This window comes from Aliiruegeria sabulilitoris (genome assembly GCF_001558155.1).
In the GTDB taxonomy this organism is placed as follows: Bacteria; Pseudomonadota; Alphaproteobacteria; order Rhodobacterales; family Rhodobacteraceae; genus Tropicimonas; species Tropicimonas sabulilitoris.
In genome coordinates this window covers 125,751-138,347 of the sequence record NZ_LOAS01000021.1, presented here as the reverse complement: position 1 = coordinate 138,347, position 12,597 = coordinate 125,751, and the positions used below count along the sequence as shown (strand labels likewise).

Sequence of the window (12,597 nt, the reverse complement as noted above, 5' to 3'; positions counted from 1 at the left end):
CCGGCGTCGTCTCCAAGATCCTCGAGTAATCACTCGAACGATCGAAGAAACTTGGGCCGCCCTTCGGGGCGGCCTTTCTTTTGTTTTCAGTCTCTTGAAGATCGCTTGCCATGGCTTTGGAGCCAGCAGCCCGGCGTTGCGTCACAAGAGTGTCACCGGCTGCTGGGGAATCGGGTTGACAGCATCGCGCGCATGTAATTAAAGGCCCGAACGGAATTCGTGGCGCCCCGGTCGTATAACCATGAGACTGGGATGTGCCGCATTTGTCATTCGAACGTCGAGGAAAAAACCATGTCGCGTGTCTGCGAACTGACCGGTAAAGGCCCGATGGTTGGCAACAACGTCAGCCACGCCAATAACAGGACCAAGCGGCGCTTCCTGCCGAACCTGCAGGATGTGACCCTGATCTCCGATGCCCTTGGGCGGAGCTTCAAACTGAAGATCTCTTCCGCGGCACTGCGGTCGGTGGATCACCGCGGTGGTCTCGACGCCTTCTTGGCGAAGGCTGCCGACGACGATCTTTCGAGCAAGGCGCTCAAGATCAAGAAAGACATTGCCAAGGCCCAAGCTGCCTGAGGCTGTCCTTTCTTTAAGATCTGATCGGCCCCGCTGTTTAGCGGGGTCTTTTCTTTTGGGGGAGGTCGTCGAGACAAGGTAGTTTGCGCTACCGCGTTGACTAGTGTTGGGGGGGAGCGCGCGCAAGAGCGCGGGGGCAACGCCCCCGTTCCAGCAGCAACAAGCGGCCCAAGGCGATCCCGCGAAGGATGGTGCGCGCTGTGTGTTGCGTGCAACTCGGGGCACTGCCGGTTCGCCCTGTTGATTGTGGTGTCCGGCAAGAATCCCCTTTGCCTCGGTCCGAAGCGGCTTTAGATTGGTCGGAATGTTTTTTGCGCGCTTCTGTTCCCTGATGCTCGTCCTGGCGCTCGGTCTTTCGACCGTGGGCTTCGGTGTGGCACGTGGTCAGGCGCCCGCAGTCGGTCAGATGGTGATCTGTACCGGGATGGGAATCGTTACCCTGTCTGTCGACGCCGAGGGCAGCCCGGTTGAAACGCACACGCTCTGTCCGGACGCCGCCCTTGTGTCGCTTGCGGCGGTCGCGAGTGTCTCTCTTGTCGTCAAGTCAATTGATGCGTCCCTTGCCTGGCTGGACTGGCCGCAGGATGCCCAACTGAGCCGGGTTTTCTCTCCGCTGACCCGCAGCGCGCGTGCTCCGCCGGTCTGATAGCGGGCCGTTCCTGCCCGGGTTTTAACGCGCGACCGACAGACCAACGACCTTTTACAGACGGAGACGAAAATGTCCCTCAAGACTCTTCTTGCGGCCACCGCCGCCCTTTCCCTTGCCGCTCCCGCACTCGCGGAAATCGAGATCAAGGATGCCTATGCCCGTGCCGCCATGCCCAATGCCAAGGCTGGCGCGGCGTTCATGCATATCGTCAATACCGGGACGGAGGATGACCGCCTTGTCGGCGCCGCGTCCGGGATCGCAGGGAAGACCGAGCTGCACACCCATATCGATGACGGAAATGGCATCATGAAAATGGTGCATGTCGAGGAGGGGTTCCCGATCCCTGCCGGTGGCATGCACATGCTCAAGCGTGGCGGCGATCACGTCATGTTCATGGGGCTTAAAGGGCCAATGAATGACGGCGAAAACGTAACCGTGACGCTGCGCTTCGAGAAAGCCGGCGATGTGACGGTGGAGATTCCGATCGACCTTCAGCGCAAGGAAGGCGAGATGAAGATGGACGGCCACTGAGCCTCGCTCCGGATGTCGGCCCTTCGTCGGCATCCGGGCCGGCGCGGCTATCGGGCTGAAAGCAGCGCCTCGACCCAGGCCGGCACGACCTCGCTGGCCGGCCCTTCGTGGCGCTCTTCGAACATGCCGCTGAGTTCCGACGCCTCCAGGTTCAACTCGACCGTATGCGCGCCCATGGCATTTGCCTGAAGCACGAAACCTGCGGCGGGGAAGACCTGCCCGGAAGTGCCGATAGAGGCGAAGATATCGCATTCCGCGATGCGGCTGTCGATCAGGTCCATGTCATAGGGGACTTCTCCGAACCAGACCACGTCCGGCCGTGTGGCCGGTTCGCCGCATTCGGGGCAGGGGTCCGAGGACTGCATGACCTTTGGCGCTTCCCAATGTGCACCGCACTCGGCGCATTTGGCTTCCATCAACTCGCCGTGCATGTGGATCAGGTTCTGATGGCCGGCGCGTTCGTGCAGGTCGTCGATGTTCTGGGTCACCAGATCGACGCGACCGGGCCACTCACGTTCCAGTCGGGCCAGCGCGACATGGGCCGGATTCGGCGAAGCGGCCAGTAGGTTCTCGCGGCGATGATTGTAGAAATCATGCACAAGCGCGGGATTGCGGGCAAAGCCCTGCGGGGTCGCGACCTCTTCCAGGTCGTATTGGGACCAGACACCGCCCGCATCCCGGAAGGTGCCCAGTCCGCTTTCGGCGGAGACGCCCGCGCCGGTGAGAATGACAATCCGTTTCATGCCGGTCTCCATTTGCCGGGCACCCGAGCGGCGCCCTGAGCATGACAAAGACATCGGGGCGCGCCGCGTCAATGGGTTGGAGGGTCGCGCCAGGGGTCGGGGCCGAGATGACGCCTTGACCTGCGGTCGCGCTCTGGGCAGGTCATTGCCATGACCCAGAAACATCCGCCCCGCCTCCTCTTCGTTTGTCTCGGAAATATCTGCCGTTCGCCCACGGCCGAAGGCGTGGCCCGCAGGCTCGCCAGGAGGGCGCGGCTGCAGGTCGAGGTCGACGGGGCAGGGACAGGGGCCTGGCATGTCGGAGAGCCGCCTGACAGGCGTATGCAGGCCGCTGCGCGGAAAGCTGGCTATGACCTTTCCTCCTTGCGCGCGCGACGTACGCGGCCGGAGGATTTCGAGAGATTCGACCTGATTCTCGCCATGGACGAAGAGAATGTCAGGGATCTCGAACGGCTGCGGCCAGCGGGCAACGAAACCCCGGTTCGGCTGCTGCTGCCCTATGGCTCACTGGGGCTGCGGGAAGTGCCGGATCCGTATTATGACGGCGGCTTCGACAAGGTGCTTCACATGATCGAGGATGCCGTGGCAGCCCTTCTGGAGGAGGTTGCCCAAGGGAAGCTCGGCTGAGCCAGAAGTGAAAAACGCCGCGCGGATGCCGCGCGGCGTTTCCCTGAGATTGGAATGCCGATTACCGGCAGATATTTCCGGCGCTTTGGCCGAAGGCCTTGTATCTTTTCCAGAATTCCTCATGCGCTGCGCGGTCCGACTGGCGGATCTCCTGCGCGCGATGCGGGTCGTTGAAGAATTTCGCGGCCATCCTCTGTTCCTTGCGGGTCAGCATCTGGTCGGCAACCCGTTGGATGCAGCCGCAAAGCGGTTTGGACGCCGCGCGACGGTTCGATTTCATGCAGGCGCGCTCGATGGTCGAGCCGGCCTCCGCCGATGGGGCTGACATGACGCTCAGCGGTGCGGCGAGCGCGAGGACCAGGGCGGTATTGGTCAGGAATTTCATCTACTCTGCCTCGTTGAGATGCGCCCGTCCGTCTTGGTGCGGTTCGGGCCTGAACGGGAAAACACTGTCAGAAAACGCGGTAAATTTCAACTTCGGTAATTCGCGCGATAGCGTTGCGCAATCCCGCAACAGCTGAAACTCCCCGTGCGGTTGCACCTTAGGGAAGTGCGCGCAATCTGCCTTGTCCTCTCAGGAAAGCTTGCCGGCGACGACGTAGCTGATCGGAATGGCGGCTGCGAACCCGATTGCCGCGGCGATGACGATGGGGGTTTGTGTATCGAAACCGGCCACGAGCGCGGCAACGATCAGAATTCCGGCGACGGACGCGCCGATGATAACGAAGAGCAGTAGGGCAAGGCGGAACGTCGGTGTCTCCTGGCTGACCAAAATCTACCAAATGTGTATTTTCAACGTACCTTATGTTCGTTGACATGAGTCAATTTTCTATGCCGCACCTGCAACGGCTATCCGGAAAGGTGTGGGCGGGATTGGATATATCTGAAGAGAGGAGGGCAGGCTGGCGCTCCGGCCCGCCCTCTATCGCTTAGTAGGAGAAGGTTCCGCCTTGCTCGATTGCCGAGCGAAGCGCGAATTCCGGCCACGAGGTGCGGCCGCCCCGCGTACGAATCTCGGTAAGTTGTGCGCGTGCGGCCGGCAGATCGCCCATCTCGACCAGTGCTTGCCCCATGTAGGACCGGACAAGCAGGTTGTCGGGGTTCTTCTCCAGCGCGGCGCGGTAATACTCCATCCCGGCGTCGACATTACCGGTCTTACGGGCGAGGAAGCCGCGATAGGTCAGAACGCGGTCGCTGTCCTGTTCGGACATGGCGTCGAGCGCGGCGATGGCATCGCCATACTGCCCTGCATAGGCGAACTCGCGCACCGCGTCGTAGCGGCTATCGTCGTTCAGCCGGGAATCCTTGGGGGCGACGCATTTCCCTGTTGCGGCGTCGAATATCATCCCGCTCTGGCAGGTCTTGGTCGTGTCTGTCGGGGTGGGCGGTGTGCTGCTGTCCGAACCCGCGGCATGGGCGAGGATCGGCAGGGCGAGGGATAGTGCAAGCGTGGTGGCCGATAGGCGCATGGGAATCTCCTGTTCGCGGTAATTCGAGCAGTATGCCTCAGCCTTGCCACTTCCCGATGCACGCTGTCATCACGCTGCCGTGAAGACCCGAAAAAAAGGGAGCGCCCGAAGGCGCTCCCGAATGGTGATGTTGGCTGCGGGCTTAGCCAACGACGTTGTAGCCACGCTGGCGCATGCAGTTCCGGATGATGACTTCCTTTTTCTGCTGCTGCTGTACGGCGCCGCTGATCGTGCCGGCGGCCGCACCGACAAGTGCCGCGTCGCGAACATTCGTGCCTCGGTTGTTGAAGACCGCGGTGGTGCCGCCGGCAATCGCCGCGCCGGCCAGCGCCTGTTCGCCTGTCGTCGAGGAGAAAGCGCCTTGTTGCGAGGCGAGCGCCTGGCACTGGGCGAGGTCGTTGGAGTAATTCGGGTTCGTGTTGGCGCCGTCGATGACGGGAACGTAGTTGGCGCCGGAGGTTGCGCAAGCGGCTGTGAGACCGGCGAGAGCGATGGCGGAAATGAACTTGGCGAGGCGCATGGAATGGCCCTTTCGTCAGCAATGAAAACTGGTTCGGACGGAGCGGGTTAAGGCGCCGCCATTTGGAGTGTAACGCGAAAGCCCCTGTCGAAACAACGCGTACGTTGCCTGAAACCGCGACGTTCCGCGGTGCTGCCCTCCCGCTGGAGGATACCTGACATGCAAACATTCGCAAGATTGTGGATTTTGGCCTGCCGGCGGCCTAGGCTGTCAGGGCGAACAGATGGGAGGACATCATGAAAACGATCATTGGCGCGCTTGGCGTGTCACTGCTGGCGACATGCGCGCTGGCCGAAGGGGCCTTACACAAGGTTGCCATCCACGTGAACCAGAACGACCCGGCGGTATTGAACATGGCTCTGAACAATGTTCAGAACCTCAACGCCTATTACATGGCGCAGGGCGACAACGTGGAGATCGAGCTTGTCGCCTACGGGCCGGGCCTGAGCATGTTCGTGCCGGGCAAATCGCCTGTTGCGGATCGCGTGTCGACCATGGGGCTGGAGATGGAAAACCTGAAATTCTCCGCCTGCGGGAACACGCTGGCCAAGATGTCGGCCAAGGCGGGCACGGAGATCGCCCTGATGGACGAGGCACATGTGGTACCTTCCGGGGTGGTGCGCCTGGTCGAGTTGCAACAACAGGGCTACGCCTATGTGCGGCCCTGATCGCGAATAACGGTCTGCGGCGCGCGCCCGGGAGCGCGCCCACGCCTTGTGGGTTGACCCATGTCATTGACCCAAGGGCCGTTCATGCGATCTGATGAAACTGGAAGCCGGCCCGGGCGCGAAAGGGCGCGGCCGGGCCGTCGCGACATCACAGACACTGGAGGAGATGCGATGACGACGGTTGAACATATTCTCGACAGCAAGGGGCGCGGCGTATTCTCGGTCGGCCTCGACGCCATGGTGCTGGATGCGCTGAAGCTGATGGCAGAGGCGGATATCGGCTCGGTCATGGTGATGGATGGTGAGCGCATCGCCGGCATCTTCACAGAGCGGCAATATGCGCGGCGGGTGTTCCTTGCCGGGCGCGCCTCGCCGGTCACGCCCGTGCGCGAAGTGATGGAACCGGATGTCATCTGCGTGCGTCCCGGGATGAGCACGGAGGATTGCATGGCGCTGATGAGCGAGAAACGTCTCCGTCATCTGCCGGTAGTGAAGGATGGCGAACTGCTGGGGCTGGTCTCTATCGGTGACCTGCTCCAGAGCGCAATCGCGGACCGTGAGTTCCATATCGACCAGTTGGTGGAGTATGTCGGCCACTGACACCCGGGCCGCGCGAGGCGCCCCGGGCCGTTTCGGTACGGGGGTCAGCCGGGCGGCGAATAGGCGGCCGCCATGGACGCGGCTTTCTGCTGCATCCCAAGAAGTTCGTCAGACGTGAAAGCGCGCTGCGTTTGCAGGTTGCTGGCCGCCCCCGAAGCGCCGGCCACGATCAATGCGCTCATCAGATTGGTCACGTCGTCGACGGAGGCGATGATGATGAAATCGGTTGGACCGGTGGTGGCATAATAGGCCTCCATCGTGCCGCCCGCCGCCTCGACCAGCGCTCCGGTGGCCGTGCCGCGGTCGCTCGGGTTGGTCAGCATCCCCTTGGCCGCAGCCTGGGTGTAATTCCCTGTGATGATGAAACGTGGCATGGGTGTCCTCCCTGAAAATGGGGACCCGGATTCCGATCCGCACCGTGCGGATCGTTTGTCGTCCGCGGCCCCTGGGGAGAGAGTAACATATTTGGTTGACGTAGGGTTAGGAGTGATTGCCGGCCCGATTCCTGCTCGGCTCAAATGCTCCGGAACAGCGCCTTTGGCCCCATTCCGCTTTCCGTTGGGACGCCCAGTCGGGCCCCTTCCTGTCTTATCCGCCCGTCAAGACGTGGTTCGAACGCGCCGAAACCGGGCCACAAAGAATCGTTGCGGCATGCCCGAAAACCCAGGCATCGTCGTCCTTACGTAAGGGAACTTTAGGACAGGAGAGCGTAATGGCGGTCTTTGAAGTGATGAACGCGGCGGTACAGGATCGGGATGTGCAGGCCTATCTGGACCTCTATTCCGACGACGCCGTCTTCGTTCGGCATCAGAGTGGCACGACCATGAGCAAGGCGGATTTCTCCACGATGATCCAGAAGATGATGGCCTCCGGCAATACGGTGATGGGGCCGCGCCGCAAGATTTACGAGAACGAGGACATTCTCGTGATCCACTCGATCAACGACTATCCTGACGGGACGCGGGAGGCGGTCCTGATGGCTTGCACGCTCAAGGATGGCAAGATCACCCGCGTAGAGACCGGTGCCACTCCGCTGGAAAAGTGAAGCAACTCCGCCAGAGCCGGCTCACACCGGCTCCCGCGGACCTTAGGAATCCATCTTGAGAGCGTTGATGAACGCTTCCTGCGGAATATCCACCTTGCCGAACTGGCGCATCTTCTTCTTGCCGGCCTTCTGCTTTTCCAGAAGCTTCTTCTTCCGGGTGGCATCGCCGCCATAACACTTGGCTGTCACGTCCTTGCGCATCGCCGAGAGTGTCTCGCGCGCGATCACCCGGCCGCCGATGGCCGCCTGGATTGGGATCTTGAACATGTGGCGCGGGATCAGCTCCTTCAACTTTTCGCACATCGCGCGGCCACGCATCTCGGCCCGGTCGCGGTGCACCATCATTGAAAGCGCATCTACAGGCTCTTCGTTTACCAGCACGGACATCTTGACCAAATTGTCGGTACGGTAGCCCGCAAGCTGGTAATCGAAACTGGCATAACCCTTGGAGATCGATTTCAGGCGATCGTAAAAATCGAACACCACCTCGTTCAACGGCAGGTCATAGACCACCATCGCGCGGGAGCCGGCATAGGTGAGGTCCTGCTGGATGCCGCGGCGCTCCTGGCAGAGCTTGAGCACGTCGCCGAGATACTCGTCGGGCACCATGATCGTCGCCTTGATGCGCGGCTCGTCGATATGGTCGATTTCGGCGGGGTCCGGCATGTCGGCGGGGTTGTGCAGCTCGATCTGCCTGCCGTCGCGCATGTGGATCTGGTAGATCACGCTCGGTGCGGTGGTGATCAGCTCGATATCGTATTCGCGCTCGATCCGGTCGCGAATGACTTCCAGATGCAGCAGCCCGAGGAAACCGCAGCGGAAGCCGAAGCCGAGCGCGGCGGAGGTCTCCATCTCGTAGGTGAAGGAGGCATCGTTCAGCGCGAGCTTCTCGATCGCGGTTCGCAGGTCCTCGAACTCGGCATTGTCGACCGGGAAGAGGCCACAGAAAACCACCGGCTGCGAGGGTTTGAAGCCCGGCAGAGGCTTCTCGCAGGGTTTCTTCTGATGCGTGATGGTGTCGCCGACGCGGGTGTCGCGGACCTGCTTGATCGAGGCGGTCAGGATCCCGATCTCGCCCGGGCCAAGCTCCGCGATGTCCTGCATCTTGGGGCGCAGCACGGCGAGCTTGTCGACGCCGTATTTCGCGCCGGTCTGCATCATCAGGATGTTGTCGCCCTTCTTGATGACGCCATCCATGACACGGATCATGACGACGACGCCGAGATAGGCATCGTACCAGCTATCGACCAGCATCGCCTTGAGCGGCGCGTCGCGGTCCCCGGTGGGCGCGGGAAGGCGTTTGACGATGGCCTCCAGAACGTCCGGAATGCCGATGCCGGTCTTGGCCGAGATCAGGCAGGCATCGCTTGCGTCGATGCCGATCACGTCCTCGATCTGCTCGGCGATGCGCTCGGGCTCGGCGGCGGGCAGGTCGATCTTGTTCAGAACCGGGACGATCTCGTGATCGGCTTCGATGGCTGTATAGACATTGGCCAGCGTCTGCGCCTCGACGCCCTGGGTGGCATCCACCACCAGCAGCGAGCCTTCGACCGCGCGCATGGAGCGGGAGACTTCATAGGCGAAGTCCACATGGCCGGGTGTGTCGATCAGATTCAGGATATAGGTCCGACCGTCCTTCGCCGGGTACTCGATACGGACCGAGTTGGCCTTGATCGTGATGCCACGCTCGCGCTCGATATCCATCGAGTCGAGGATCTGTTCCTGCATGTCACGTTCGGCCACGGTTCCGGTCAACTGGATGAGCCGGTCGGCAAGCGTGGACTTGCCGTGGTCGATATGGGCGACGATGGAGAAATTACGGATATGGGTCAGGTCGGTCATGGACGGCATATGCGGCTGAATGGGGCGGCGGTCAAGGTGGGATAGGAGTTGGGCGCAAGAGGACGGATAGCTTGTCCGATGGGCGCTCGGTCTGGTTTTGAAGGCGGCTGAACAGTCGGACGGTTTCGAGTTGTTTTCGAACAGAAAAAAGGGGGCGTTGCCCCCCGCGCTCTTGAGAGCGCTCCCCCCAGGATATTTTAGGACAGATGATGAGTTAGGCGGTGATCCAATTCATCTTTCCGGAAATACCTCCACCAGAGGCACGATCCGAAGGATCGTTCCCGCGCGCGGAGCGCGCGCCCTCGAGCGGCAAGCCGGCACGCAAAGTGGATTCGGTCACCTTTGGGCAAAATCCTCAAGCGACCGGAATGCCAGGCGCCGTCCTCAATGGGTGTGGTCCATTCCGGCCTTGCCGCGAAACTTCTCGGTCAGTTCCTCGGGCACTTCGGATCCATCCACGAGGAAGGGCAGGATTCCCTTTCGTCCCGACGCGCCTCGCCCTGCAGCGATTTCGGCGTCTGAGCGGGTGATCCGCTGCGACTGGCGGCGGCCCCATCGGGATAGCTGCGCGTAGAGCCGTTCGCGTGTTTCGGCATGCGCGGGAGAGGCTCCGAGGTCATGGAACTCGTCCGGATCCTCGGCCAGGTCGAACAGCATCGGGCGGAAGCCGCCTTCGAAATGAATCAGCTTGAAGCGCCCGTCATGGACCATGACCATCCGGGCGTCCGAGGGCGAAAGCCCGAGCTTCACGCAATGGCCGGTGGCCGCATAATCGTATTCGGAGATCACGCAGTCGCGCCAATCCGGCGTCTGCCCGCGCAACCATGGCAGCAGGGAGCGGCCCTCGACGATATGTGCGGGGCGCTCACCCCCGGCGGTCTCGATGAAGGTCGCAGCGAGGTCGATGCTCTCTACCAACGCGTCGCAGATCGTCCCACGCGTGGGATCGGCTTGGGCGCGTGGGTCGTAGAGGATGAGCGGGATCTTGACGGATTGCTCGTGAAAGAAATCCTTCTCGCCCAGCCAGTGATCGCCCAGGTAGTCGCCGTGATCGGAGCAGAGCACGATCATGGTATTCGCGGCCCGCCCGGTCTCTTCGAGATGATCAAGCAGAACACCGAGTTGATCATCGCATTGCTTGATCAGGCCCATATAGGCCGGGATCACCTTTTGCCGGACCTCTTCGCGCTGGAAGGCCTTTGCAACCCGGCCTTTCATGTAGGCCGCGAGAACGGGATGGGGATCGTTTTTCTCGGCCTCGTGGCGACGGGCCGGCGGAATATGTTCGGGGCCAAACATGTCGTGATAGGGGGCGGGCACGATATAGGGCCAGTGCGGCTTGATATAGCTCACATGCGCGCACCACGGACCCTCGGCCTGCTCGATGAAGGAGAGCGCTTCGCGGGTAAGCCAGGGCGTTTCGCTGTCCTCCTCGCGGATATTCGCCGGGCGATCGCAATTCTGGAACATCCAGCCCGAGGCGATATTGCCATTCTCGTCGACGCCGGCATTGGCGTAATCGGACCAGGGGTTGTCGGACGGGTAGCCCTTCGACTTGAGGTACTCATTGTAGGGCGAGGGCTTGGGGTCGTAGAAACCGTCCGGTCCTTCGCCCCAGAGCCCGTCATCGCGCACCCAGACATCGAAGCCGCATTCCTCCACGCGTTGGCCCGCGCGGCTTGCCGTGCCGATCCCGAGCCGCTCCATGCCGGCCGTGTCCGCCTTCATATGCGTCTTGCCGATGAGCCAGCAATCCATGCCGGCGGCGCGCAGGTGGTCGCCCAGCGTCGGCTCGCCCACGCGCAGCGGCACGCCATTCCAGCTCGCCCCGTGCGAGGAGACGTAGCGACCGGTATAGATGCTCATGCGGGAGGCGCCGCAGATAGGGGACTGGCAATAGGCGTTGGTAAAACGCACTCCCCGCGCGGCAACGCGATCGAAATTCGGTGTCTGAAGGTGCGGGTGTCCTGCGCAACCCAGGTAGTCGAAGCGGAGTTGGTCATACATCACGAAAAGGATGTTAATCCGGTCGCCTTGCTGTGCGTCACTTGCCATGGGGCACCTCCTGATCACCGTAGAAAGAGCACGGAAACCAGAGTGGATCAAACGCCGCTTGGTCGCGCCTGGTCAGTGTTTCTCGAACAGCTTCATCACGACAGGCGCGAAGGTGATAACGAGGACCATGCGGAAGATATGGTGCAGCACGACAAAGGTCAGATCGGCCCCGGCGATGATCGAGAGCACCACCATCTCCCCCTGTCCGCCCGGCAGGAAGGCGAGGAACGCGTCCAGCCCCGGAGCGATCCCCGTCCGGGCGATGAACTCGATGAAGACGACCGAGATCGCGGCCAGCAGCAGCCCGTTCGTCACGCCTGCCAGCACCGTCCGCCGCAGTTCGCTGAAGGCGACGCCGGTGTATTTCGCACCGACGCCGAGGCCGATGAAGAATTGCGAAGCCCAGATCATTTCCGCTGGTGGGCGATGTGTGATCAACCCGGAAAGGCTCAGCGCCGCGGTCAGGATCATCGGGCCGATGATCGAGGCGCCGAACATGCCGATCCGCGCCGCCAGCCGCCATCCGGCGATCCCCGCCGCGATCATGAGGGCAATCTCGTGCACGGGAATTTCGGTTGCCGGCAGGCCGGGGGGCGCATGCAGGTCGACCTTCCAGATTGCGGTGAGGATGATCGGGGCAAGACTCACCAGCATGAGGATACGGGTGGCATGGATCAGGGACAGAACGCGCATATTGGCGCCAGCCTCCTCGCCATAGACGACGATGTCCTGCAGCCCGCCAGGCATGGCCGAGAAATAGCTGGTGATGTGATCGAAGCCGAACAACCGGCGCAGCATCGGGTAGGAACTGAGCGCAATGACGGTGACGAAGACCGGCACCAGCGCCAGCGATCCGAGCATGTCGGGCACGCGCGAGACGACCTCTGGTGTAATGGAGGCACCCGCCGCGACGCCCAGGATGGTTCGGAAAAACACGCCCAGAAGCCCCATCCCCTCCATGCGGGCTCCCAGCAAGGCAAACCCGAGGCAGGCGAACATCGGCCCGAGAAGGAAGGGCAGCGGCAAGCGCAGAAAGCTGAACAGGAGAACGCCGAAACCGGCGATGGCGACGGTCAGAAGGCGACGGGGCAGGCGCGAAGGCGCGTCATTCTCGGCAATTGGATTCATGCGCGTGCGATACAGCAGTTCGAGGACAGACATGGGGCGCCTGTGCGGAAAACTCGGGAGATGGAAACGCCGAGCCAGAACGCCGATGAAACCTGTGGGCTCCTGCGGTCATGGGGGAGTATCCAGTTGATCCGTCGATAGCAA

Annotated in this window: 16 protein-coding genes; 7 read left to right on the top strand and 9 right to left on the bottom strand. The window is 62.0% G+C overall.

All coding sequences use genetic code 11. The annotated features are described in order from the left end of the window. Positions 1-291: 291 nt before the first annotated feature. From rpmB to AX756_RS17180, 3 genes are all read left to right on the top strand, one after another. Positions 292-576 carry a 50S ribosomal protein L28 gene (gene rpmB / locus AX756_RS17190; RefSeq protein ID WP_068314373.1) on the top strand — a complete coding sequence of 95 codons (285 nt, stop codon included), beginning with the start codon at positions 292-294 and terminating at the stop codon, positions 574-576. Between the two features lie 304 nt (positions 577-880). Continuing rightward, a complete protein-coding gene (locus AX756_RS17185; RefSeq protein WP_068314371.1) occupies positions 881-1,222 on the top strand; it encodes a hypothetical protein in 342 nt (113 codons plus the stop codon). A gap of 72 nt (positions 1,223-1,294) precedes the next feature. Beyond that, the gene (locus AX756_RS17180) at positions 1,295-1,756 is read left to right on the top strand and encodes a copper chaperone PCu(A)C (protein ID WP_068314369.1); all 462 of its coding nucleotides are present in this window, start codon (positions 1,295-1,297) and stop codon (positions 1,754-1,756) included. 47 nt (positions 1,757-1,803) lie between these two features. On the opposite strand, the gene AX756_RS17175 is transcribed toward AX756_RS17180, so the two are convergent. Continuing rightward, positions 1,804-2,499, bottom strand: a complete 696-nt coding sequence (locus AX756_RS17175; protein ID WP_068314367.1) for an NAD-dependent deacylase — start codon at positions 2,497-2,499, stop codon at positions 1,804-1,806. Between the two features lie 150 nt (positions 2,500-2,649). On the opposite strand from AX756_RS17175, the gene AX756_RS17170 reads away from it, so the two are divergent. Further along, positions 2,650-3,126: a low molecular weight protein-tyrosine-phosphatase gene (locus AX756_RS17170; protein ID WP_068314365.1), complete on the top strand. Its 477-nt coding sequence runs from the start codon at positions 2,650-2,652 to the stop codon at positions 3,124-3,126. A gap of 61 nt (positions 3,127-3,187) precedes the next feature. Here the strand turns inward: AX756_RS17170 and AX756_RS17165 are convergent, their stop codons facing one another. From AX756_RS17165 to AX756_RS17150, 4 genes are all read right to left on the bottom strand, one after another. Beyond that, positions 3,188-3,511 carry a hypothetical protein gene (locus AX756_RS17165; protein WP_068314363.1) on the bottom strand — a complete coding sequence of 108 codons (324 nt, stop codon included), beginning with the start codon at positions 3,509-3,511 and terminating at the stop codon, positions 3,188-3,190. A 189-nt stretch (positions 3,512-3,700) separates the two neighbouring features. Beyond that, complete coding sequence (locus AX756_RS17160; protein ID WP_068314361.1) at positions 3,701-3,898, bottom strand: CTP synthetase; 198 nt, start codon at positions 3,896-3,898, stop codon at positions 3,701-3,703. A 157-nt stretch (positions 3,899-4,055) separates the two neighbouring features. Continuing rightward, positions 4,056-4,595, bottom strand: a complete 540-nt coding sequence (locus AX756_RS17155; RefSeq protein ID WP_068314359.1) for a tetratricopeptide repeat protein — start codon at positions 4,593-4,595, stop codon at positions 4,056-4,058. A gap of 142 nt (positions 4,596-4,737) precedes the next feature. Next, the gene (locus AX756_RS17150) at positions 4,738-5,115 is read right to left on the bottom strand and encodes a hypothetical protein (RefSeq protein ID WP_068314357.1); all 378 of its coding nucleotides are present in this window, start codon (positions 5,113-5,115) and stop codon (positions 4,738-4,740) included. Positions 5,116-5,351: 236 nt separating this feature from the next. Here AX756_RS17150 and AX756_RS17145 point away from each other — a divergent pair, with 236 nt between their 5' ends. Further along, the gene (locus AX756_RS17145) at positions 5,352-5,783 is read left to right on the top strand and encodes a DsrE family protein (RefSeq protein ID WP_068314355.1); all 432 of its coding nucleotides are present in this window, start codon (positions 5,352-5,354) and stop codon (positions 5,781-5,783) included. 171 nt (positions 5,784-5,954) lie between these two features. Then, entirely contained in the window at positions 5,955-6,383 is a 429-nt protein-coding gene (locus AX756_RS17140) for a CBS domain-containing protein (RefSeq protein ID WP_068314353.1), read from the top strand. A gap of 44 nt (positions 6,384-6,427) precedes the next feature. Here AX756_RS17140 and AX756_RS17135 read toward each other — a convergent pair whose 3' ends face one another. Beyond that, a complete protein-coding gene (locus AX756_RS17135) occupies positions 6,428-6,757 on the bottom strand; it encodes a GYD domain-containing protein (protein WP_068314351.1) in 330 nt (109 codons plus the stop codon). Positions 6,758-7,095: 338 nt separating this feature from the next. Between AX756_RS17135 and AX756_RS17130 the strand changes: the two genes are divergently transcribed. Continuing rightward, positions 7,096-7,428, top strand: a complete 333-nt coding sequence (locus AX756_RS17130) for a nuclear transport factor 2 family protein (protein ID WP_068314349.1) — start codon at positions 7,096-7,098, stop codon at positions 7,426-7,428. A gap of 42 nt (positions 7,429-7,470) precedes the next feature. On the opposite strand, the gene lepA is transcribed toward AX756_RS17130, so the two are convergent. The 3 genes from lepA to AX756_RS17115 all read right to left on the bottom strand — a co-directional run bounded on the left by lepA (position 7,471) and on the right by AX756_RS17115 (position 12,486). Next, positions 7,471-9,270, bottom strand: coding sequence for a translation elongation factor 4 (gene lepA, locus AX756_RS17125; protein ID WP_194247534.1), 1,800 nt, complete (start codon positions 9,268-9,270; stop codon positions 7,471-7,473). Between the two features lie 384 nt (positions 9,271-9,654). After that, positions 9,655-11,325, bottom strand: coding sequence for a sulfatase-like hydrolase/transferase (locus tag AX756_RS17120; RefSeq protein ID WP_170307782.1), 1,671 nt, complete (start codon positions 11,323-11,325; stop codon positions 9,655-9,657). Between the two features lie 72 nt (positions 11,326-11,397). Further along, positions 11,398-12,486, bottom strand: coding sequence for an AbrB family transcriptional regulator (locus tag AX756_RS17115; protein ID WP_321186411.1), 1,089 nt, complete (start codon positions 12,484-12,486; stop codon positions 11,398-11,400). Between the last annotated feature and the right edge of the window lie 111 nt (positions 12,487-12,597).